Genomic DNA, 21,158 nt, shown 5'->3' on the forward strand with positions numbered 1-21,158 from the left:
TTTCATCGCTCGCAGGTCCTGTCCTTATGTGTGGCATACCGCGTCTGGAGTACGCGGCGCTCCTCCGCTGCTACTCCACGCGGGGCCGGACAAGTCCCGATTCGTAGGCGATGACCACCAATTGCGCCCTGTCGCGGGCGCCGAGCTTGGCCATGGCCCGGTTCACGTGCGTCTTGACGGTGAGGGGGCTGACCTCCAGCCGGGTGGCGATGCCGTCGTTGGACAGCCCTGCGGCGACGTGTACGAGGACCTCGCGCTCCCGCACGGTCAGCGCGGCGAGCCGCTCCGCGTGGTTCCCGGCCGCGGCGCCGGCGGCGGCCGGGTCGGCGCCGCCGCCCTGGGCCAGGAAGGTGGCGATGAGCCCCTTGGTAGCGGCCGGCGAGAGCAGCGCCTCGCCGGCGGCGGCGACGCGGATGGCGTTGAGCAGCTCCTCAGGCTCGGCGCCCTTGCCGAGGAAGCCGGAGGCGCCCGCCCGCAGGGCCGAGACCACGTACTCGTCGACCTCGAAGGTGGTCAGCATCACCACGCGCACGGCGGCGAGTTCGGGTTCGGCGCTGATCATCCGGGTGGCGGCGAGCCCGTCGGTGCCGGGCATCCGGATGTCCATCAGCACGACGTCGGGCCGCTCCTGCCGGGCGACGGCGAAGGCCTGCGCCCCGTCGGAAGCCTCCCCGACGACCTCCATGTCGGGCTCGGAGTCGACGAGCACCCGGAAGGCGCTGCGCAGCAGGGCCTGGTCGTCGGCGAGCAGCACCTTGATGGGCGCGCCGGGCTCGGCGGGCGTCGCGGAGGGCAGGTCCGTCGGAGTGTGTTCCACGGGGTGAGGGTACGCGGGGTGGGGGTACGCGGGGTGGGGGTACGCGGGCCCGCCGGCCGTCCCGTCGGGCAGGACGGATCTCAGCCGAGGGCGAGGACGACGAGGGCGGTGGTCGCCGCCACCTCGGCCAGGGCGCCGAACACGTCGCCGGTGACCCCGTCGAAGCGGCGTACGCAGCGGCGCAGCAGCAGTTCCGCGGCGAGCAGGGCCGCCAGGACCGCCGCCGCGGACCGGGCCGCGGCGGGCAGGCCCGCCGGGAGGGCGGCGGCCGCAGCCGCGGCGGTGACGAGGACGGCGAGGGCGGCGGCCGCGGCGCGCGGGACCACCCCGGCGACCGCGGCGCCGAGCCCCTCGGGGCGGGCGGGCGGGACGCCTTCGCGGGAGGCCAGGGTCATGGCGAGGCGGGCGGTGACGGCGGCGAGGGCGGCGGCGAGGGCGCCGCGGATCCAGCTGTCGGCGTAGATCTCGCAGAGGGCGGCCGTCTGCACGAGCAGGACGACGACCAGGGCAATCACGCCGAAGGGCCCGATGTCGGACTTCTTCATGATGCGCAACGCCTCGTCGGCCGGTTTGGCGCTGCCCAGCCCGTCGGCGGTGTCGGCCAGTCCGTCCAGGTGGAGGCCGCGGGTCAGGGCGGCCGGTACGGCGGCGGTGACGGCCGCCGCGAGCAGGGGCCCGGCGCCGAGCAGCAGGAGAAGCACCCCGGGCAGGGCCGCGAGCACGCCGACGGCCAGCCCGGCGAGCGGGGCGCAGACCATTCCGGTGCGGGCCGCGGGGCGGTCCCAGCGGGTGATGCGGGCCGGCAGCACGGTGAGGGTGCCGAAGGCGAAGCGCACGCCGTCGCGGAACGAGGCGCGTTCCGCGGGCGGCGTGAGGGGCGGATCGTCGAACGAATCTGTCATCGGCGCGAACGCTACCCGCTCGGAGCGGGCGGTAAATTACCCATTACGTTCCAAATAGGGAGTCAGTGGGATGGGTCACTGGTGGTATCGGAACATCCTTGAGCCGGGGAAGCTGCCCCTGCTGCTCGCCCTGATCTCCTTCGTGACGTCGTTCCTGGTCACCCGTGGGATCACCCGCACGATCCGGGCCGGTCGCGGCCCCTTCAAGAACGTCACGCCGGGCGGCCTGCACATCCACCACGTGGTGCCGGGCGTGATCCTCGTGATCATCGGCGGGTTCGGTGCGATCGGCAGCGCCCGGCACGGCTTCGGAGCTGCCCTCTCTGCCGTGATCTTCGGGCTGGGCGCGGGCCTGGTCCTGGACGAGTTCGCGCTGATCCTGCACCTCGACGACGTCTACTGGAGCGAGCAGGGCCGCAAGAGCGTGGAGATCGTCGTCGTGACGGCCGCGGTGGTGGCCCTGGTCCTGGGCGGGTTCGTGCCGTTCGGGGTGAACGACCTGACGCCCGAGGAGCGCCAGAGCCGCGGGCTGGTCGTGATGAACGCGGCCGGCAACTTCTGTCTGGCCCTGATCGCCCTGTGGAAGGGCAAGGCGCGCACCGCGCTCTTCGGCGTCGTCATCCCCTTCGTGGCGCTGGTCGGTGCAATCCGGCTGGCCCGGCCCGGCTCCCCGTACGCGAACCGCTTCTACGGGAACCGGCCGCGCGCCCGGGCCAGGGCCGGGCTGCGGGCGTTCCACCACGACCGGCGCTGGACGAGGCGGCGGCGCAGGTTCGAGGACTTCATCGGCGGCGCCCCGGACCCGCGGCCGGTGTCCCTGGAGAAGCCGCCGCTGCCCCTGGAGAAGCCGCCGGCATCGCCGGAGAAGCCGCCCGAGCAGCAGGGCTGAAGGCGCGGGGCCGCGGGGCACGCCCTCCGTCCGACGCGCGACGGCGGGCCCTCCCCTGCCCCGGGAAAGGCCCGCCGTGGTGTCGGTGGGTGGGGCCGGTCCGTTCTCAGCCCGGGATCAGGCCGTCGTCGCTGAGCATCTCCCTGACCTCGTCGAGGCTCGCGTCGGGCGCCGGCAGGATCAGCTCGGACGGCTCCAGCGCGTCGTCCGGGAGCGGCGTACCCAGCCGTCGTACGGCGTCGAGGAGAGCGCCCAGCGTGCGCCGGAAGCCCGCCTCGTCACCGGACTCCACCTCTGCGAGCAGTTCGTCGTCGAGCTTGTTCAGCTCGGGGAAGTGGCCGTCGGCCACCTCCACCTGGCCTTCCCCCATGATGCGTACGATCACGACGGGCCCCGTCCTACTGCTTGTCGAAGCGGTGCTGGTTCTGCGGCTGCTGGGCGTCGCCCTGGGCGCCGCCCTCGATGGCCTGCTGCTGCGCGGACGGACCGCCGGCCAGCTCCGCCTTCATCCGCTGGAGCTCCAGCTCCACGTCCGTACCGCCCGACAGGCGGTCCAGCTCGGCCTGGATGTCGTCCTTGGAGCCCAGGCCGCTCTGGTCGTCGAGCGCGCCGGAGGCCAGCAGCTCGTCGATCGCGCCGGCGCGGGCCTGCAGCTGGGCGGTCTTGTCCTCGGCCCGCTGGATGGCCAGGCCGACGTCGCTCATCTCCTCCGAGATGCCGGAGAAGGACTCCGCGATCCGGGTCTGGGCCTGGGCCGCGGTGTAGGTGGCCTTGATGGTCTCCTTCTTCGTGCGGAAGGCGTCCACCTTGGCCTGGAGCCGCTGCGCGGCCAGCGTCAGCTTCTCCTCCTCGCCCTGGAGGGTCTGGTGCTGCACCTCCAGGTCGCTGACCTGCTGCTGGAGCGAGGCGCGCCGGGACAGGGCCTCGCGGGCCAGGTCCTCGCGGCCCAGGGCGAGTGCCTTGCGGCCCTGGTCCTCCAGCTTGCCGGACTGGCTCTGCAGCTGGTTCAGCTGCAGTTCGAGGCGCTTGCGGGAGGTCGCCACGTCGGCGACCCCGCGGCGCACCTTCTGCAGCAGTTCGAGCTGCTTCTGGTACGAGTAGTCGAGGGTTTCGCGCGGGTCCTCGGCCCGGTCAAGGGCCTTGTTCGCCTTCGCGCGGAAGATCATCCCCATACGCTTCATGACACCGCTCATGGGCTTCGCGCGCCCCCTTCTAGACGGACTGTGCTCCAGGTCACCGACAGGACCCACAGTACGGGCCCTGTCTCCATTACCGCACTGTTCGAGGACGGATGCGCTCCTCCTCCAGGACGACTACGCCTCCGCCGTGTCAGGCGTGAGGAGTAGGTGGGTCCCCGACCGTGCGGAGGGATGGCCGCCGCACGGACCGTGCACAGTGAAGGACGCCCGCCGTTGCCGGATCGTTCCCCGCCGGGGTGGGGCCCGTGCCCGCAACCACGTAGGCTTGGGTTTTGTGTTTGGTAGCCGCTCCTCCAAGGAAGAGAAGGCCGCCGCCACCGACAAGGTGAGCGCCGACCTCTCGCAGCCCCGTGACCCGCAGGCCCCCAAGGGCCGCCCTACGCCGAAGCGCGCCGTGGCACAGTCGCAGCGCAAGTCCGTCGTGGCCTCGACCGGCAACCGCAAGGAGGACGCGAAGCGAGCCCGTGAGCGTCGCCGTGTGGAGATGGCCAAGCAGCGCGAGGCGCTGGCCAACGGCGACGAGCGGTACCTGCCGGCCCGGGACAAGGGTCCCGTCCGCAGGTACGTCCGCGACTTCGTGGACTCCCGCTTCTCGGTCGCCGAGATGTTCCTGCCGCTGGCGGTGGTCATCCTCGTGCTCAGCATGGTGCGGCAGCCCGCGATCCAGAACATCGCGCTGCTGCTGTGGCTCGCTGTGATCGCGCTGATCATCCTCGACTCCATCGGCCTGGTGTTCCGCCTGCGCAAGGCGCTCAACCAGCGCTTCCCGAACGAGCCGCGCCGCGGCGCCGTCGCGTACGGCCTCATGCGCACCCTGCAGATGCGCCGGCTGCGCCTGCCGAAGCCGCAGGTCAAGCGCGGGGAACGGCCCTGAGCGGAGGGACGCCCGGCGCGTCGGGGGAAGGCTTCGCCGAGGGGGCAAGGCTCTGGCTGGAGGGCCTGGGCGGACTGCGCAACGCGGTCCGTCAGGAGCTCGTGGGCCGGCAGGTCGACGAGCAGATCGCGCAGCGCTTCCCCGTGGGGCAGCGGCTGCGCGTTCTCGACGTCGGCATGGGCCAGGGAACCCAGGCGCTGCGCCTCGCCCGTGCCGGGCACAAGGTGACGGGCCTGGAGCAGGACCCGGGCATGCTGGCCGTCGCCCGTGAGGCGCTGGCCGTGGAGCCCGCGGGGATCCGGGACCGGGTCGAGCTGCGGGAGGGGGACGGGCGCGAGACCGGCGCCCACTTCCTTCCGGGCAGCTTCGACGTGGTGCTGTGCCACGGAGTACTGATGTACGTACCCGAGCCGGACGCCATGCTCGCCGGGCTGGCCCGGATGCTGGCCCCGGGCGGACTGCTGTCCCTGCTGGTGCGCAACGGCGACGCGCTCGCCATGCGGCCCGGCCTGGACGGCGACTGGAAGGCCGCGCTGGCCGCCTTCGACAGCACCGACTACACGAACCGGCTGGGCCTGGACGTACGCGCCGACCGGCTGGCCGGGCTGACCGCGACACTGTCGGGGATCGGTGCGCCGCTGCAGTCCTGGTACGGCGTACGCGTCTTCACCGACGGCACCGAGGCGGGCGAGACCCTGCCGCCCGACGAGGAGCTGGAGCAGCTGCTGGCCGCCGAGGACCGCGCGGGCCGCACCGACCCCTACCGGGGTGTCGCCGCGCTGCTGCACCTGTGCGGAGTCCGGGGCTGAGCACCGCACCGGACGGCCCCCTCGGTCGATGACCGAGGGGGCCGTCCCGGCTGTGCCGGCTGTGCCGTGCTCCGGCGGGGTCAGGCCTCCAGCGCGGAACGCAGGCTCATCGTGTAGAGCTCGGTGCCGCTGTCGTCGGACAGCTTCACCTGTTCGGTACCGCCTTCCAGCAGGTCCTTCCAGTACTCGCCGATCCAGGACTCCGCGTCGCCCTGCGTGGTGAACTCCTCGGGTACCACCGACGGGCTCGTCTCCGCGCCGTCGGCCGTCTCGAACCGCCACGTCCACGCCATGTCCGCCTCCGTTGCTCGTCCGCTGCTCACACGCTTCTCGCCTTGAGTGTGCCCGCAGAGTAACCGGGCGCGCAGCAGTCTCCGCGACGCGGGAGGATCATCCTGTGGAACTCACTCTGCTCGGCACCGGTACCCCCGAGGGCCTGCCCCGCCCCGGCTGCCCCTGTGCGGCCTGCGCCGTCTGCGTCGGTCCGCGCTCCCGCGCGGCCACGGCGGTCCTCGTCGACGGCGCGCTGCTGCTCGACCTGACTCCCGGTGCGGTGCTGGCCGGCGCCCGGGCCGGGCATTCGCTGTCCGGGGTGCGGCAGGTCCTGCTGACCCACCCGCACGACGGGCCCGCGGTGGAGCTGCCCCCGGGGCTGCCGACCGCCGGGCGGGTGCCGGACGGGCAGGAGCTGTCGGTGATCTCCGGGCACCGGGTGCGGGCGGTGCCGATGGACGCGCCGGGCACCGGGTACGAGGTGGTCGGCCCGGACGGCGGCCGGCTGCTGTACCTGCCGCCCGGCGGGGCGCCGGCCGGGACCGACGGGCGGGGCGGGCAGCGCCCGTACGACGTGGTGCTCGCCGATGTGCCGGGCCGGCCCGAGGCTCTGGCCCGGCTGCGGGCGGCCGGGGCCGTCGGCCCGGCCACGGACGTGATCGCCGTCCACCTCGACCACGACGTGCCGCCGGGCCGGGAGCTGGAGCGCCGGCTGGCGGCCTCGGGGTCGCGGGCGGTGCCGGACGGGACCACCGTGGTCGTCGGGGAGTACCACGCGGCGGCGGACGTGCCGCGCCGCACGCTGGTGCTGGGCGGGGCGCGCTCGGGCAAGTCGGTGGAGGCGGAGCGGCGGCTGGAGTCCTTCCCCGAGGTGGTCTACGCGGCCACCGGGGGCACCCGGGACGGGGACGCGGAGTGGGCGCGGCGGGTCGGTCTGCACCGGGAGCGCCGGCCGGCGAGCTGGCGGACGGTGGAGACGTGCGACCTGGTCCCGCTGCTCGCCGCCGACGGGCCGCCGCTGCTGGTCGACTGTCTGGCGCTGTGGCTGACCGACGCCATGGACCGGGCCGGGGCCTGGGACGACGAGGTGTGGGCCGAGCAGGGGCGGCGGCGGCTGGGTGAGCGGACCGCCGATCTGGTGGCGGCGGTGCGCGCCACCCGCCGCCAGGTGGTGCTGGTGAGCAACGAGGTCGGCTCGGGCGTCGTCCCGGCGACCGCCTCGGGCCGGCGTTTCCGTGACGAGCTGGGCCGGCTGAACGCGCGCGTGGCGGGCGAGTGCGAGCACGTCCTGCTCGTCGTCGCGGGGCAGGTGAGCGTACTGAAGGAGTAGGCCGCGGCGGACACTTCGCGCGGCTTGCCGCGGCCGGGAGGGGCCGGGTGCGGGCGGGCCCGCCGAGGCCTGAGGGAGGGCTTCACCGGCTGTACTCTCTGGCAGATGAGCACGCTGAATCTCGACGACTTCTCCGATCTGATCGAGCGTCCCGACGGGGGCGTCCGGCGTGACGCCGAGGAACGCCGTGAGCGCCTCGCCGTGCCGCCCGGTGCGCTGGGGCGGCTCGACGAGCTCGCCGAGTGGCTCGCCGCCGCGCAGGGGCAGGTCCCGGTCAGGGCCATCGAGCGGCCCCGCGTGGTGCTGTTCGCCGCCGACCACGGGATCGCCGCCCAAGGGGTCTCCGCCCGGGGCGCGTCCACCGCTCACGAGCTGGTGCGGTCCGTGCTCGACGGGACCAGCCCCGTCGCGGTCCTGGCCGGCCGGTTCGGCGCCACGATACGGATCGTCGACGCCGGGCTCGACTGCGATCCCGGGCTGCTCCCCGACGACGTGGTGGCGCACCGCGTCCGGCGCGGCAGCGGCCGGATCGACACCGAGGACGCGCTGACGGTCGAGGAGGCGCAGGCCGCGCTGCGGCTCGGCATGCGGATCGCCGACGAGGAGGCCGACTCCGGGACCGACCTGGTCGTCCTCGGCGACCTGAGCGTCGGCGGCACGACGGTCGCCGCGACCCTCGTCGCCGCCCTGTGCGGAACGGACTCGTCGGTGGTCACGGGCCGGGGCGGCCGACCCATCGACGACCTGGCCTGGATGCGCAAGTGCGCGGCGATCCGCGACGCGCTGCGCCGGGCCCGTCCGGTCCTGGGCGACCAGGTCGCGCTGCTGGCTGCGGTCGGCGGCGCGGACGTGGCCGCCATCACCGGATTCCTGCTCCAGTGTGCGGTGCGCCGTACGCCCGTCATCCTCGACGGTGTTGTTTCGGCCGCGTGCGGACTGGTCGCGCAGCGGGCCGCGTTCCGGGCTCCTGACTGGTGGCTGGCGGGTCAGGCGAGCGGCGAGCCGGGTCAGGCGAAGGCACTTGACCGAATGGCGCTCAACCCCGTGCTCGATCACGGCGTCACAGTGGGTGAAGGCACTGGGGCATTGCTGGCTCTCCCCCTCGTCCAGGCGGCCGCCGCTCTCGCGGCGGAGCTTCCTGAACGGGCGGTGGAGGAGCCGACGGAATGAGCCGCCGGGGTCCGCGGCCCTGACCAGGCTGTGGGCCCCGACCGCACCATCACGGACAGCGACGCCCCATATGATCGCTTTTTATGGGAGAGGTCCGTTTGACCAGCGCAGCGACCGACCGCACCGCCGTACCGGCGACGGGTCCGTCATCCGGAAGGAAAGAGACCGGCGGGGGCTCCGCCGGCAAGGCGGCGGGGGGCGGCCGGGAGGCCGGTCGGGGGAGCGCCCGCTCACAGCGCGGAGCCGCTTTCGCGGTCTGGTACCTGCGCGTCGTCACCTTCGTCAACTTCCTCAGCGCGGTGTGGGTCTCGCTCGGGCAGGACCTGCGGCGCCACAACATCGAGGACTTCTACACCCCGTACATGCTCACCGCGGGCTTCGCGTCCGGCCTGTTCACGCTGCTGCTGGCCGTCACCCTCGGCCGCCGCAAGCGGGCCTCCTGGATCCTGAACCTCGTCCTGAGCGGCCTCCTCGCACTGCTGCTCGCCTACGCGCTCTTCGCGTACGAGGAGATCCGCGAGCACCCGCAGAACTGGGTCTCCCTGGCCCTGACCGCCGCCTTCACCGGCGCCCTGCTGCTGGGCCGGCGCGAGTTCTACGCCAAGGGCGACCGCTCCAACCCGGCGTTCGCCGCCGCCGTCGCCGCCGTCGGACTGCTCGTCACCTCGCTCGTCGCGGCCCTGCTCGTGGGCGCCGCCAACACCTCCTCGGACAGCGCCGGCGTCTCCTTCCCGGAGCGCTGGAAGTACGGCGTGATGCGGCTGATCACCCTGGCCCCCGACGACCGGGCCTCCGCGGCGATCACGACGCCCGGCTGGGTGGACGTCTTCATCAACATCATGTCGATGCTGCTGCTGCTCGCCGTGCTGTTCGCCGCCTTCCGCTCGCGCCGCGCCGTCGACCCGATCAGTGAGGAGGACGAGGAGCGGCTGCGGGCGCTGCTGGCCCGGCAGGGCGACCGCGACTCGCTCGGCTACTTCGCGCTGCGCCGCGAGAAGTCCGTCATCTGGTCCCCCACCGGCAAGGCCGCCGTCACCTACCGCGTCGTCGGCGGGGTCTCCCTCGCCTCCGGCGACCCGATCGGCGACCCGGAGGCCTGGCCCGGCGCCATCGACCCGTGGCTGGCCGAGGCCCGCGAGCACGGCTGGGTGCCGGCCGTGATGGGGGCGAGCGAGGAGGCCGGGCAGATCTACGCCCGGCACGGCCTGGACGCCCTCGAACTCGGCGACGAGGCGATCGTGGAGACCGCGGAGTTCACCCTGGAGGGCCGTGCCATGCGCACCGTCCGGCAGGCGTACAACCGCGTCAAGCGGGCCGGGTACACGGTCCGCATCCGCCGCCACGCCGACATCCCGGCCGAGGAGATGGCCGAGCTGGTGCGCCGCGCCGACGACTGGCGCGACGGCGCGACCGAGCGCGGCTTCTCCATGGCGCTGGGCCGGCTGGGCGACCCCGCCGACGGCCAGTGCGTGATGCTGGAGTGCACCGACGGCAACGGCGAGCTGCGTGCCGTGCTGTCGTTCGTGCCGTGGGGGCCCAAGGGCCTGTCGCTGGACCTGATGCGCCGTGACCGGGACTCCGAGAACGGCCTGATGGAGTTCATGGTCATCGAACTCCTCGAACGCTCCAGGGAGATCGGGGTCACCCAGGTCTCGCTGAACTTCGCGATGTTCCGGTCGGTCTTCGAGCGCGGGTCCAGGCTCGGAGCGGGTCCGGTGCTGCGGATGTGGCGCTCGCTGCTGAGCTTCTTCTCCCGCTGGTGGCAGATCGAGTCCCTCTACCGGGCGAACGCCAAATACCGGCCGATCTGGGAACCGCGGTTCATGCTCTTCGAGAAGAGTTCGGACCTGCTGCGGATCGGTGTCGCGGCCGGACGGGCCGAGGGCTTCCTGGAGGCCCCCGGCCTTCCGAAGTGGCTGCACCGCAGACACCTGGAGACCCGCCGTTGACAGCGCGGAACACCACCCCACTGCGGCGGTTCGCCCGTCGTGAGTGGGGCCCCATGTTCTGGACCGTCCGTGACGCGCTCGTCCACGACACGTGGCGGGCGATCCCGATGACTCTGGCGGCGGTCTGCCTGACCTCGCTCTTCCAGATCGTCCAGAACACCTCGTGGGGGTTCCAGCCGGTGCAGGACCTCGGGTCGGTCAAGGCCGCCGACCCGTTCTGGCTGGCCCTGCTGCGCACTCCCCTGTCGCTGTTCGTCCCGGCCCTCGACCTGCCGGTGTGGGGAGCGCTGGCGCAGATCCTGCTGGTGTTCGGCATCGCGGAGATCTGCCTCGGCTGGTGGCGCACCCTGGTGATCGGCTACGTCGCCACCCTCGCCGGGACCACGTACGCGCGGATCGGCCTCGCGCTGGGCCCGGAGCACCCCTTCGGCCTGCCGGTGTCCGACCGCATCGTCAACGACACAGGGCCCTCGGCGGCGGTGGTCGGCCTCGCCATCTACCTCTGCTGGCGCTACCGGGCGTACCTGACCGGCGCCCTGGTGATCCTCGCCATGATCGGCGAGGTGCTGGTCAAGAACAACCTCGCGGGCAAGGAGCATCTGGCGGCCATCGCCGTCGTCATGGCCGCGTGCGTGGTCCGGGCGCAGTGGGGTCCGGTGCGGTCCCGTGTCCCGCTGGGGCAGGGCCCCCCGCCCTGATCCACAGGACGCGGCCCGGTGCCCGTCCGGGCAGGCCGTACCGTATCGGGGTGACGACAGACCTCGGGCGGTTCGCCCCCACCCGGCAGTGGATGCGGGCCCATCCGCTGGCCACCGATGCCGTGCTGGCGTTCGGCGCGCTCGTCGCCATGGTCGTCGGTTCCTTCGCCGATCCGCACGGCCCGCACGGGCCCACCTTCGGGACGCGCACCCCCGAGCCCTTCTCCCTGCTCCTGATGCTCCTCGGCTCGGCCGCGCTGGTCTTCCGGCGCCGGCAGCCGCGGGCCGTGCTCGCGGTGACCTGCGGGCTGTCGCTGCTGGAGCTGACCACCGGGGAGCCGCGGGCGCCCGTCGCCATGTGCACGGTGATCGCCCTGTACACGGTGGCGGCCCTCACCGACCGGCCCACGACCTGGCGGATCGGCCTGCTCACCATGGCGGGCCTGACCGGGGTGGCGATGCTCGCCGGGCCGCTGCCCTGGTACGCGCAGGAGAACCTCGGGATCTTCGCCTGGACGGGCATGGCCGCGGCCGCCGGGGACGCCGTGCGCAGCCGGCGGGCCTTCGTCGACGCCATCCGGGAACGGGCCGAACGGGCCGAACGGACCCGCGACGAGGAGGCCCGCCGTCGGGTCGCGGAGGAGCGGCTGCGGATCGCCCGGGACCTCCACGACGTGGTGGCCCACCACATCGCGCTGGTCAACGTGCAGGCCGGGGTGGCCGCGCACGTCATGGACAAGCGGCCGGACCAGGCCAAGGAGGCGCTGGCCCACGTACGGGACGCCAGCCGGTCGGCGCTGAACGAGCTGCGGGCGACCGTCGGCCTGCTGAGGCAGTCCGGAGACCCGGAGGCGCCGACGGAGCCGGCGCCGGGGCTGGGCGTCCTCGACGAACTGGTGGACACCTTCCGGCACGCCGGGCTGCCGGTGGAGGTGATCGTCCAGCTGGACTGCGGGACGGGGCCGCTGCCGGCCGCGGTGGACCTGGCGGCGTACCGGGTGATCCAGGAGGCGCTGACCAACGTGCGCAAGCACGCGGGGCCCGATGCGCGGGCCGAGGTGAGCGTGGTCCGGGTCGGCCCGTCGGTGGAGGTGACCGTGCTGGACGACGGGGGTACCGAGCCCGCCGCCACCGATCCGGGTGGCGGCCACGGCCTGCTCGGCATGCGGGAACGGGCCACGGCCCTGGGTGGCTCCTGCTCCACGGGCCCCCGCTTCGGCGGCGGCTACCGCGTCCACGCCGTCCTGCCGTGGGCCTGACCGCCGACCGGTCTCTCCCCGCCCCGGCCCTTCTCCACTTCCCGGGCTCCGCCCGGCCCCGCCCGGCTGCACCTGGCCCCTCTCGGAACGAGGCGGGGCAGTCGGCGGGCTGGGAGTGGCCGAGCAGGCCCGCAGGGCTAGGTCCTGTCTGGAGTTCCGGCGCGGGAGAAGGAGCGGCGGAACTCCAGACAGGGCCTAAGGGCAGGTCTTGCGCCACGCGTCGAGGTCGTACCGCTTCTGGATCGAGCTGAGCTTCGCGGCCCGCGTCTTCGTGCAGAAGCGGGATGTCGGCAGTTCGTACTCCGCGTGGAAGACGGCCTTGCCCGCTTCGACGAAGGGGGCCAGCCGGTCGCACTCGTCGTACTGCGCGCACTGCTCGTTGACGGCGAAGTCGAAGTCCCCGACGAGCTGCGGGATCTGGTCGAGGTCGTTCTTCAGGCCGACGGCCATGCCCCGGTCGTGGGCGAGCTTCGCGATCAGCCGGTTGTAGCGCAGCTGGTCGTCGGCGGTGAGCGGGAAGCCGGACGTGTTCTGGTAGCCGTCCATGTTGTCCGGCTCGACCGCGTCGAAGCCCTTCTCCCGGCACATGTCGAACCGCTTGGCCATCAGCGGTTCCAGTTCCGCGACCCGCCGGATGTCCAGCCAGCGCTCCCCCTCCCAGCCGTTGCCCTTGCCGAGCAGGTCCCGTGGGAACGCGTCCGCGTCCGGCCGCCAGTCCTCCCACGCCCCGGTCGAGAGGTAGCAGATGGTCTTGCGCCCGGCCTTCTTCAAGGCCGCCACCTGCTCCTTGGTGGTGTTGAAGCCGTCGACGTCGTAGACGGGCGCCTTGACCGAGGTGTCGAGCTGTCCGGTGAGCTGCCACTGCCAGCCGGTGCCGGGCGGGGGCTGCCAGCGTTGTCCGGGGGCGAGTTCCGGCCAGCGGTGCGGTTCGCCGTCGTCCTCGCCGTCCGGTCCGGCCGTGCAGGCGGCGAGCAGCAGCAGCGGCAGGACCAGCAGGAGCCGTAGCGGTCGCGGTGCCCTCATCCCGCCGCCTCCAGGGCGTACGGGAGGGTCCCCCACGGGTGCGGTCCGCTGCCCGGGACGGCGCAGTGCACGCCCGCACCCCGCTCCGCGGCCAGTTCCCCGGCGAGCCGGGCTGCGAGCTCGCCGGGCGGGACGGCGTAGACGAGGTGGCAGAACCGCTGGGCGGGGTGGTCGGCCGTCCAGGGCGGCGGCGGCGCGGCGTCCCGGTAGGCGTCCCAGGGCCCCTCGAAGGTGACGAGCAGGTCGGCGAGTTCGACGTATCCGGGATGTGGGTGGGCGCCGTGGTTGAGGACGAGGGTGTGGGCGCCCGCGGCCCGGGCGGCGACCGTGAGCCGCCGGTAGTGCGGGAGCAGTTCGGGGTCGGCGCAGGCCTGGTCGAGGAAGGCCCCGTCGGTGGCGTACCAGTCGCGGTGGCACAGCAGGTCCTGCACCACCGCGGCGTGCGGGCGCCGCCCGTAGTCGGTGTCTGCGTAGCCCAGCACGGGTACGCCGGCCTCCCGGAGCCGCTCGGCGACGAGGGCGAACCGCTCGTCGCGGGCGGCGCCGGGCCCGCTGTCGGGGTTGAGCACCACCGAGTGCAGCCGGTCCGCGCAGCGGATGAGCCGCTCCCAGGCGTCGGGCCGGTCGGCGGGATGCTCGTAGAGGGGCACCAGCAGCATGGGGTCCTTCTTCTCGTCCGTCTTGTACGTCTCGTGCGTCTCGTACGTCTCGTGCGTCATCGGTGGGCGGTCGCGCGGCCGAGGAGCAGGCAGACCAGGGTGGCCAGGGCCGCTGCGGCCGTGGCCGCCACGGCCAGCTGCACGACGCGGGGCTGGCCCAGCCCGGTCAGCAGGGCCAGGCTCTGGGCGACGGCGGCCGAGGCGCAGACCACGGCCGCGGGCCGGACGGCTCCGAAGGACTGCAGGAGCAGCCCGCTCCACATCACCGCCCCGAGCAGCAGCAGGGTGGCGACGCGGACGCCGGTGAGCCCGGGGGCTCCGGGCCACAGCAGGGTTCCGGTCAGTCCGAGGGCCAGCAGCACCGCCAGGTAGGTGCTCAGGCAGCGGGTCAGGGTGGTGAGCATCCGGGCCCGGAACTGCCGGGGCGAGCGGGCTCCCTGGAGCCCTGAGAGGCTGCCGCTGCGGAAGCGGTGCAGCAGCCACTCGGCGGGTCCCATGCTGAGGGTGAGGGCCACCGCCGAGGGTGCGGCGACGGCCTCCGCGGGGCCTCCGGCGAGTACCTCGCCCAGGGCGGCGTAGAGCACGAGCAGGCCGGTGCCGAGGCCGAAGACCCCGAAGGGCACCGAGTCCCCGAGCCGGGGCCCGCGAGGGGTGTGGTCCTCCTCGGCTCCGCGCAGCATCTGCCAGCGCACGGGGCCGACCCTGGCGGGCCGGCGGGTCGCCCGGCTCCGGATCCGGTGCGCGGCGGTCCGCAGCCCCTCGGCCAGCGGCAGTTCCCGTACGGCCAGGGTGCAGGCGGCCAGCAGGGACACCACGAGCAGGGCCACCCTCACCGGCACGGGCAGGTCGACGACGAGCACCGTCAGGGCGCCCGCGGCCATCGGGGCGAGGGCGGCGAGGAGCAGCCGCTCCCGGCCGAGGACCAGCAGGACGGTGGCGGCTCCTACGTAGAGGGCCTGTCCGGCGGCGAAGGCGTAGGAGAACGGCGGCCCGCCGGGCACGGCCAGCGCCGCGGCGGTGCCCAGCACGGCTCCGACGGGGGCGCCGACGAGCAGGGTCCGTCCGGCGGCGGCCCGGTCGCCGAGGCCGAGCCAGGAGTAGGCGCGGTGGGACAGGGTCTGGTCCCAGACCCAGCCGATGAGTGCCCCCGCGAGCAGGGTCAGTGTTCCGGCCGGCAGGCCGAGCCGGTCCTTGGGGCCTTCGAGGAGGGGCGCGCCGAGGAGGTAGGCCAGGCCGGGCAGGGCGAAGATGACGCCGCGCAGCAGGCAGGCGGCGAGGGAGACCTTCCAGGGGTCGGGGGCGGGCCCCGGCTCCGGGAAGGAGCGGGCCACGCGGGCGTAGAGCTCCTCGGCGAGGGCGAAGGAGTCGTGGCGGCCGTAGGTGAGCCGGATGAACTCGTCCGTCATGCCGTCGGATTCGAGGACGGCGGCGATCTCGTCCGGGTGGACGGCGGAGGCGATGAACACGTCGAGGCGTTCGGCCAGTTCGTCCATCGGGTCGGCGGCGGGCCCGGGACCCCCGGCACGCGGCCGGGGGATCGCCGGGAGCGTGCCGGAGCCGGGGCCCGGGCCGGAGCCCGGGCCGGGCGGTTTGAGCCAGAGGGATCCGCTCACCACAGGCTCCCGTCGGCGGCGAGTTCGCGGTACCAGGGGTCGGCGAGCCGCTGGGTCCAGGCGTCTCCGGCGTGGACGGGCAGGACGGGCTGGCCGGCGAGTTCCCGGTAGATGTGGCGGAAGCCGTCCACGGACTGGTGGAGGGTGAACTTCTCCACCACCCTGAGGCGGGACATCCGGCCCAGCTCGGCGCGGCGCCGGTCGTCGCGGAGCAGGGCGAGGGTGGCGCGGGCCATGGTCTCGGGCTCGCGCGGCGGGACGACCAGGCCGGTGTCCCCGACGGCTTCACGGACTCCGCCGACGTCGGTGGAGACGGTGGTGCGGCCGCAGGACATGGCTTCGATGATGCTGAAGGGGAAGCCCTCGCTGATGGAGGAGAGCATCACGATGCTGCCGGCCGCGTAGGCCCGGGCCACCTGCTCGATGCGGCCCTCGTAGGTGATCCCGTCGGTCACGCCGAGTTCGGCGGCGAGTTTCTCCAGGCGCAGCTTGTAGTCCTCGCAGCCGGCTGGGACGGGGCCGAAGAGGCGCAGCCGCAGGGCGGGCAGTTCCTCGCGCATGAAGGCGTAGGCCCGGATCAGGGTTTCGAGGTCCTTGATCGGGTCGATGCGGCCGCACCAGCTGAGGGTGGGCACGTCCGGTTCGGGTCCGGCCTCGGGGAAGGCGTGCGGGTCGACGCCGTTGTAGACGGTGCGGATCCGTGTCGAGTCGGCGCCTCCGCGCTCCTCCCAGCGGCGGTTGTACTGGTTGCAGGGGGTGATCAGGTCGGCCTGGCGGTAGCCCTCGGTGTTGAGTTCGCGGTAGAAGCCGAGCATGAGCGCCTTGACGGGCCAGCGCTGTTCGGCGGTGCGGTAGCCGAGGTAGCGCTCGCGCAGGTAGATGCCGTGCTCGGTGAGGAGGAAGGGCACCTCGTCGAGGTGTTTGGCGGCGAGGGCGGGAAGGGTGGCGAGGCCGCTGCTGACGGCGTGCGCGACGCTGTCGGGCGGGATGCGCACCGCGAGCGGGCGCAGTGCGTGTTCCAGCAGGTCGGTCGCGGTGAGCGCGTCGTGGATGGTGGGCGCCGCCTCGGCGGTGGGGAGTCCGGGCCGGGTCCAGACGTTCGTCAGGAGGCGCAGAACCGATTCGGAGCGCAGGGCCGGGGCGAGTTTTTTGGCGCGGGCCAGGAGGGCCAGTTCGCGCAGGGCCTCGGAGAAGGTGCGGTCGGCGGGGTCGGCCGGCGGGTGGAGGAGGGAGAGCAGGAAGCTCTCGTAGATCTGGGTGAAGCGGCGGTGGGCCCTGCCGCGCAGGGTGGAGCGGCGGCCGCGACGGCCCTTCGACGGGGGTGGCCCCCAGAGCGGGACGGCCGTGTGCCGGTAGACGTTGCGGGGCAGGTCCCAGGTGACCGGCTCGCGTCCGGAGCCGGTCAGGGCTATGACGTTGAAGTCGACCTCCGGCATGCCGCGGACCAGTTGGTCGCACCAGGTGCTGACGCCCCCGTGGACGTGTGGATAGGTGCCTTCGGTGAGCATGGTGACGTGACGCCCATGACTCATGCGGTGTGTCCCCCCAGGACGGAAAAAGGGGCCGGCGCCCGTGGTTCGCGGAGCGCCGGCGCTGGGTGCTACTCGGTCGTGTCGTGCGGGACGGTCAGCTGGGCAGCTTGAGCGTGACGGCGCTCTGCAGCAGCTCGGGGGCGGTCCAGGTGGAACGGCTGCCGGCGTAGGCGGTGCCGAAGTCCGCCGAGCCGAGCAGCATCTGCTTCCTGGTGCCGTTGGGGGCGGTGACCGGCGCGACGACTCCGGAGGGCGCCTTGATGGTGACGTCGTTGCCGATGCGGTAGGCCGTGACCTTGCCGCCGGCGAGGGCCTTGTCCCAGGCCGCGCGGCGCTGGAGCTCGACACCGGTGTCCTTCATGGACTGGTTGACGATCGGCGCGCTGGGCGCGTAGAGGGCCCGGTAGGTGTCGAGGACCTGGTTGAGCACCGGGTAGAGGGTCCGGTCCTCGGCGAGGTTGGACTGGTGGACGTAGTGCGGCCGCGGGTCGTTGGCCAGGACGTGCCGCAGGGCGGTGCGGGCCTCGGCCGGGACGATGTGGTCGAGGTAGCCGGTGTTGACGTCCAGCGGGGCCGGCAGGCAGGTGGACGTGGCCGGGTTGTCCTCGCAGACGCCGCTTCCGCCGTGGGCGCGGCTGGTGTAGATCCAGTTGTACTCGTCGGCCATCTCGGCGTTGGTGCCCGTGTTGTAGTACACGTTCATCGGGTGCCGGGGGACGGTGAGGGCCGAGCCGACCGCGCGCTGGGCGGGCTCGCGGGAGTTGTCGCTGCCGGCCCACTTGACCCCGTTGTCGGCGAGGGCGCCGGCCAGGTTGGGGTTGTCCACGGGCTGCTGGGGAGCGGTCTTGAGGCCCGAGTGTTCGCCGGTGACGAGTTCGGTCCTGTCGAGGGTGATGCCCTTGGACGCGGCCCAGTTGTTGTTGTCGCGGATCTGGGCGGAGATCTCGGCGCGGCTCATGTACTGGATCGCGCCCTGGGCGTCCTTCGTGCAGGTCCAGGGGATGACGGCGGTGTTCTGCACGCAGCCGAGGAACGGGTGGGTGTAGGTGTGGTTCATCCACCGGTACTTGGCGCGGTCGGCGACGAGCTGGGCGGTCAGCGCGTCGACGCCGCCGTTCTCCGCCTTCCACTCCTCGCCGGCGCCGCCGTTGAAGAGCATGTCCAGCTTGAAGTTCTTCGTCGTCTGCCACTGCGCCGCGTACACGGCGTCGGCGGCGCTCATCCGGATGGTGCTCTCCTGCCCCTCGCCGCCCGGGCAGGCGTAGTCGCCCGGCGTGCAGTTCAGCTCCTTGTTCCAGCGGGCGTCGGGGGCGAAGACGTCGTCGACGTGGACCGCGAAGTAGTTGCGGCTCTGGCCGAGGTGCACCCCCTGGGTCAGCCAGTCGACGATGCCGCGGGCGAGCAGCCGGAACTGCTGCTGGTACTGGTTGTAGCCGAAGGTGACGACCAGCTCGCTGCGCCCGTCGTGGGTGTACTCGCCGACGAGGGAGGCCCGTCCGGAGCCGACGGGGGCGTCGACGTAGCTGGTGTAGCCGGGGCGCGGCTTGCCCATGTAGCCGTAGCCCTCGGGGACCAGGGCGGAGTTGTCCTCGAAGGTGACCTGGCCGCCGAGGTAGGCGAAGGGGCCGGCCTGGCCGGCGGCGGTGACGGCGGCCTGGGTGCCGTCGAGCTGTCCGCTGTAGCCGCCGTTGTCGGTGTACTCCAGCCCGACGCCCGGGTGCGCCCAGGTGTAGGCGTCGACCTGGCGGATCCCGTACGTGGTCTCGTACGCGGTGAGCGCGGCCATCTCGGCGGAACCCTCGCCGAAGGGGTTCTCGTTGGGCAGGACCACGCCCTGGTACTTGGCGCGCGGCCGGCCGTCGACCGTGTCGCTGAGGAACGCCGCGTTGATGACGGGGCGGCCCGCGCTGCCCAGCTGGACGCGGGTGAAGGGCACTCCGGTGTCCTTGAGCTCCGCGGTGATCGCCTCGACCGAGCTGCCGCCGTCGTCGACGACGAGCACTTTCAGGTCGATCCGCGGTGGTGCCACGGCCGCCTGGGCGGTCGCGACGGGTACTGCCACGGACACCAGGGCAGCCGCGGCCATGACCGCGGCCAGCCTGTTCATCCGGTTCTTGTTGACCATTTCGGCCTTTCCCCCCGCAGGCGTCCCTCGACTCGGCCCTTGGCGGTCGGCCGGGCCGGGGAGGCTCTGTGGAAATCATGCAAAAGGACCCCGCGTCCCCTTGCGAGAGTGGACCGAGTCTTTCGGACCTCGTCAGGTCTACGAGGCAAACCTGGAGCAGAGTCCACGGATGGGTGAACCCGTTGACTGCTTGATCGAACACCTTGCCAAACCTTCGAGTGGCGTACGGGCGAGTCCGTGCGCGTAGGCTCCTTTCAGGCGGCCGTCGGGCCCCGAATACGATCGCTACGGACGGCCGTCCACCCACTCGGCCCACACACACAAACGGAAGCGAGACTTCACCACCGTGACTGCTCTTACTCTCAGCACTGCCGGCGCGGCGACGCTGCGCGCCGACGCCCTCGTCGTCGGTGTCGCCAAGGGCCCCAAGGGCGCGATCGTCGCCGCGGGCGCCGAGGCCGTGGACAAGGCGTTCGACGGCAAGCTCGCCGGTGTCCTCGACGCACTCGGCGCCTCGGGTGCCGAAGGCGAGGTCACCAAGCTGCCGGCCCCGGCAGGCCTCAAGGTCCCGGTCGTGCTGGCGGTGGGGCTCGGCTCCGTCCCCGAGAAGGACGAGTCGTTCGACGAGGAGGTGCTGCGCCGCGCCGCCGGCGCCGCCGCCCGCGCGCTGCACGGCAGCAAGAAGGCCGGCTTCGCCCTCCCGCTGGAGGACGCCTCCGCCGTCACCGCCGTCGCCGAGGGCGCGCTGCTGGGCGCGTACGCCTTCACCGCGTACCAGGGCGGCGAGAAGAAGGCCGGCAACGGCAAGGACTCCGGTCCCAAGCAGCCGCTCGCCGAGGTGGCGCTGCTGGGTGCCAAGCCGCGCGACAAGGAGCACAAGGCCGCCGCCGAGCGCGCCGCCGTCGTCGCGGCCGAGGTCAACGTCGCCCGTGACCTGGTGAACACCCCGCCGAACGACCTGACCCCCGAGGCCTTCGCCGCGGTCGCCTCCGCGGCCGCGAAGGAGAACGGCGTCAAGGTCCAGGTGCTGGACGAGAAGGCACTGGTCAAGGGCGGCTACGGCGGCATCATGGGCGTCGGCAAGGGCTCCGACAACCCGCCGCGCCTGGTGAAGCTCACCTACACGCATCCCAAGGCGGAGAAGACCCTGGCCTTCGTCGGCAAGGGCATCACCTACGACTCGGGCGGCATCTCCCTGAAGCCGGCCGGCCACAACGAGACGATGAAGTGCGACATGGCCGGCGCCGCCGCCGTCTTCGCCTCCGTCGTCGCGGCCGCGAAGCTGGGCCTGCGGGTCAACGTCACCGGCTGGCTCGCGCTCGCCGAGAACATGCCGTCCGGTTCCGCCACCAAGCCCGGTGACGTCCTGCGCATGTACAGCGGCAAGACCGTCGAGGTCCTCAACACCGACGCCGAGGGCCGGCTGGTCCTCGGTGACGCGCTGACCAAGGCCTCCGAGGAGAACCCGGACGCGATCGTCGACGTCGCCACCCTGACCGGCGCCATGGTGCTGGCCCTCGGCGACCGCACCTTCGGGATCATGTCGAACGACGACGCCTTCCGTACGTCGATCCACGAGATCGCGGAGGAGGTCGGCGAGTCCTCCTGGCCGATGCCGCTCCCCGCGGAGCTGCGCAAGACCATGGACTCCCCCACCGCCGACATCGCGAACATGGGTGTCCGCATGGGCGGCGGCCTGGTCGCCGGCCTCTTCCTCCAGGAGTTCGTCGGCGAGGGCATCACCTGGGCCCACCTCGACATCGCCGGCCCGGCCTTCCACGAGGGCGCGCCGCACGGCTACACCCCCAAGGGCGGCACCGGCTCGGCCGTGCGCACCCTGGTGCGGCTGGCGGAGCGGACCGCCACGGGCGACCTGGGCTGACGCAGCCGGTGTGACGCGTACCGCACCCCGTGGCCCGACCGGGTCCCGGGGTGCGTTCTGCCGACGACGAAATCCGTAGGTTTCTACGCAGCGGTAACCCTCGCTTCGGAGAGAACGCCCTCTCACAACGTGGGCCCGGCGTCCCGCGTTCCCCC

19 protein-coding genes are annotated in these 21,158 nt (G+C 73.0%); 9 read left to right on the forward strand and 10 right to left on the reverse strand.

Translation table 11 applies throughout. The annotated features are described in order from the left end of the window. Window positions 1–70: 70 nt before the first annotated feature. Window positions 71–817, reverse strand: a complete 747-nt coding sequence (locus ACFWFZ_RS28110; protein WP_387125775.1) for a response regulator — start codon at window positions 815–817, stop codon at window positions 71–73. A gap of 80 nt (window positions 818–897) precedes the next feature. Further along, entirely contained in the window at window positions 898–1,719 is an 822-nt protein-coding gene (gene cobS / locus ACFWFZ_RS28115) for an adenosylcobinamide-GDP ribazoletransferase (protein WP_387125776.1), read from the reverse strand. A gap of 70 nt (window positions 1,720–1,789) precedes the next feature. Between cobS and ACFWFZ_RS28120 the strand changes: the two genes are divergently transcribed. Next, window positions 1,790–2,608, forward strand: coding sequence for a hypothetical protein (locus tag ACFWFZ_RS28120; RefSeq protein WP_387125777.1), 819 nt, complete (start codon window positions 1,790–1,792; stop codon window positions 2,606–2,608). Between the two features lie 106 nt (window positions 2,609–2,714). Here the strand turns inward: ACFWFZ_RS28120 and ACFWFZ_RS28125 are convergent, their stop codons facing one another. Together ACFWFZ_RS28125 and ACFWFZ_RS28130 are read right to left on the reverse strand one after the other, a co-directional pair. Continuing rightward, window positions 2,715–2,993 carry a hypothetical protein gene (locus tag ACFWFZ_RS28125; protein WP_387125778.1) on the reverse strand — a complete coding sequence of 93 codons (279 nt, stop codon included), beginning with the start codon at window positions 2,991–2,993 and terminating at the stop codon, window positions 2,715–2,717. A gap of 13 nt (window positions 2,994–3,006) precedes the next feature. Continuing rightward, window positions 3,007–3,801 (reverse strand): PspA/IM30 family protein, encoded by a 795-nt coding sequence (locus tag ACFWFZ_RS28130; protein WP_387125779.1) that lies wholly within the window; start codon window positions 3,799–3,801, stop codon window positions 3,007–3,009. Window positions 3,802–4,081: 280 nt separating this feature from the next. Here ACFWFZ_RS28130 and ACFWFZ_RS28135 point away from each other — a divergent pair, with 280 nt between their 5' ends. Together ACFWFZ_RS28135 and ACFWFZ_RS28140 are read left to right on the forward strand one after the other, a co-directional pair. After that, window positions 4,082–4,681 carry a DUF3043 domain-containing protein gene (locus ACFWFZ_RS28135; RefSeq protein ID WP_387125780.1) on the forward strand — a complete coding sequence of 200 codons (600 nt, stop codon included), beginning with the start codon at window positions 4,082–4,084 and terminating at the stop codon, window positions 4,679–4,681. A 56-nt stretch (window positions 4,682–4,737) separates the two neighbouring features. Continuing rightward, a complete protein-coding gene (locus tag ACFWFZ_RS28140) occupies window positions 4,738–5,490 on the forward strand; it encodes a class I SAM-dependent methyltransferase (RefSeq protein ID WP_387125801.1) in 753 nt (250 codons plus the stop codon). 80 nt (window positions 5,491–5,570) lie between these two features. Here ACFWFZ_RS28140 and ACFWFZ_RS28145 read toward each other — a convergent pair whose 3' ends face one another. Continuing rightward, window positions 5,571–5,783 (reverse strand): hypothetical protein, encoded by a 213-nt coding sequence (locus tag ACFWFZ_RS28145; protein WP_030654877.1) that lies wholly within the window; start codon window positions 5,781–5,783, stop codon window positions 5,571–5,573. Window positions 5,784–5,887: 104 nt separating this feature from the next. On the opposite strand from ACFWFZ_RS28145, the gene ACFWFZ_RS28150 reads away from it, so the two are divergent. The 5 genes from ACFWFZ_RS28150 to ACFWFZ_RS28170 all read left to right on the forward strand — a co-directional run bounded on the left by ACFWFZ_RS28150 (window position 5,888) and on the right by ACFWFZ_RS28170 (window position 12,169). Then, complete coding sequence (locus tag ACFWFZ_RS28150) at window positions 5,888–7,093, forward strand: bifunctional adenosylcobinamide kinase/adenosylcobinamide-phosphate guanylyltransferase (RefSeq protein ID WP_387125781.1); 1,206 nt, start codon at window positions 5,888–5,890, stop codon at window positions 7,091–7,093. Window positions 7,094–7,207: 114 nt separating this feature from the next. Next, window positions 7,208–8,263, forward strand: a complete 1,056-nt coding sequence (gene cobT, locus ACFWFZ_RS28155; RefSeq protein ID WP_387125802.1) for a nicotinate-nucleotide--dimethylbenzimidazole phosphoribosyltransferase — start codon at window positions 7,208–7,210, stop codon at window positions 8,261–8,263. Between the two features lie 83 nt (window positions 8,264–8,346). Further along, on the forward strand, window positions 8,347–10,212 hold the full coding sequence (locus ACFWFZ_RS28160) for a phosphatidylglycerol lysyltransferase domain-containing protein (protein WP_387125782.1): 1,866 nt from the start codon (window positions 8,347–8,349) through the stop codon (window positions 10,210–10,212). A gap of 53 nt (window positions 10,213–10,265) precedes the next feature. Continuing rightward, complete coding sequence (locus ACFWFZ_RS28165; protein ID WP_387125803.1) at window positions 10,266–10,910, forward strand: hypothetical protein; 645 nt, start codon at window positions 10,266–10,268, stop codon at window positions 10,908–10,910. A gap of 92 nt (window positions 10,911–11,002) precedes the next feature. Next, entirely contained in the window at window positions 11,003–12,169 is a 1,167-nt protein-coding gene (locus ACFWFZ_RS28170; protein WP_387125804.1) for a sensor histidine kinase, read from the forward strand. A gap of 195 nt (window positions 12,170–12,364) precedes the next feature. Here the strand turns inward: ACFWFZ_RS28170 and ACFWFZ_RS28175 are convergent, their stop codons facing one another. The 5 genes from ACFWFZ_RS28175 to ACFWFZ_RS28195 form a co-directional block, all read right to left on the reverse strand. Continuing rightward, on the reverse strand, window positions 12,365–13,192 hold the full coding sequence (locus ACFWFZ_RS28175; RefSeq protein WP_387125783.1) for an endo alpha-1,4 polygalactosaminidase: 828 nt from the start codon (window positions 13,190–13,192) through the stop codon (window positions 12,365–12,367). Further along, the gene (locus ACFWFZ_RS28180; RefSeq protein ID WP_387125805.1) at window positions 13,189–13,851 is read right to left on the reverse strand and encodes a spherulation-specific family 4 protein; all 663 of its coding nucleotides are present in this window, start codon (window positions 13,849–13,851) and stop codon (window positions 13,189–13,191) included. The genes ACFWFZ_RS28175 and ACFWFZ_RS28180 overlap by 4 nt, the downstream gene beginning before the upstream one ends. A 56-nt stretch (window positions 13,852–13,907) precedes the next feature. Further along, a complete protein-coding gene (locus ACFWFZ_RS28185; RefSeq protein WP_387125784.1) occupies window positions 13,908–15,464 on the reverse strand; it encodes a hypothetical protein in 1,557 nt (518 codons plus the stop codon). Next, on the reverse strand, window positions 15,461–16,996 hold the full coding sequence (gene pelF / locus ACFWFZ_RS28190) for a GT4 family glycosyltransferase PelF (RefSeq protein ID WP_387125785.1): 1,536 nt from the start codon (window positions 16,994–16,996) through the stop codon (window positions 15,461–15,463). Before pelF ends, ACFWFZ_RS28185 begins: the two co-directional genes overlap by 4 nt. 94 nt (window positions 16,997–17,090) lie before the next feature. Beyond that, window positions 17,091–19,121: a hypothetical protein gene (locus tag ACFWFZ_RS28195; RefSeq protein ID WP_387125786.1), complete on the reverse strand. Its 2,031-nt coding sequence runs from the start codon at window positions 19,119–19,121 to the stop codon at window positions 17,091–17,093. A 346-nt stretch (window positions 19,122–19,467) separates the two neighbouring features. Between ACFWFZ_RS28195 and ACFWFZ_RS28200 the strand changes: the two genes are divergently transcribed. After that, the gene (locus ACFWFZ_RS28200) at window positions 19,468–21,003 is read left to right on the forward strand and encodes a leucyl aminopeptidase (protein ID WP_387125787.1); all 1,536 of its coding nucleotides are present in this window, start codon (window positions 19,468–19,470) and stop codon (window positions 21,001–21,003) included. Window positions 21,004–21,158: the final 155 nt, after the last annotated feature.

Origin of the sequence: Streptomyces sp. NPDC060232, assembly GCF_042726555.1 — a bacterium.
In the GTDB taxonomy this organism is placed as follows: Bacteria; Actinomycetota; Actinomycetes; order Streptomycetales; family Streptomycetaceae; genus Streptomyces.

Bases quoted from the DNA above. Each gene is read 5' to 3' on its own strand.
- pelF (WP_387125785.1), bottom strand. From the start codon at position 16,996: ATGAGTCATGGGCGTCACGTCACCATGCTCACCGAAGGCACCTATCCA.
- ACFWFZ_RS28180 (WP_387125805.1), bottom strand. From the start codon at position 13,851: ATGCTGCTGGTGCCCCTCTACGAGCATCCCGCCGACCGGCCCGACGCC.
- cobS (WP_387125776.1), bottom strand. From the start codon at position 1,719: ATGACAGATTCGTTCGACGATCCGCCCCTCACGCCGCCCGCGGAACGC.
- ACFWFZ_RS28120 (WP_387125777.1), top strand. From the start codon at position 1,790: ATGGGTCACTGGTGGTATCGGAACATCCTTGAGCCGGGGAAGCTGCCC.
- ACFWFZ_RS28195 (WP_387125786.1), bottom strand. From the start codon at position 19,121: ATGGTCAACAAGAACCGGATGAACAGGCTGGCCGCGGTCATGGCCGCG.
- ACFWFZ_RS28165 (WP_387125803.1), top strand. From the start codon at position 10,266: ATGTTCTGGACCGTCCGTGACGCGCTCGTCCACGACACGTGGCGGGCG.
- ACFWFZ_RS28160 (WP_387125782.1), top strand. From the start codon at position 8,347: ATGGGAGAGGTCCGTTTGACCAGCGCAGCGACCGACCGCACCGCCGTA.
- ACFWFZ_RS28175 (WP_387125783.1), bottom strand. From the start codon at position 13,192: ATGAGGGCACCGCGACCGCTACGGCTCCTGCTGGTCCTGCCGCTGCTG.
- ACFWFZ_RS28145 (WP_030654877.1), bottom strand. From the start codon at position 5,783: ATGGCGTGGACGTGGCGGTTCGAGACGGCCGACGGCGCGGAGACGAGC.
- ACFWFZ_RS28170 (WP_387125804.1), top strand. From the start codon at position 11,003: ATGCGGGCCCATCCGCTGGCCACCGATGCCGTGCTGGCGTTCGGCGCG.
- ACFWFZ_RS28130 (WP_387125779.1), bottom strand. From the start codon at position 3,801: ATGAGCGGTGTCATGAAGCGTATGGGGATGATCTTCCGCGCGAAGGCG.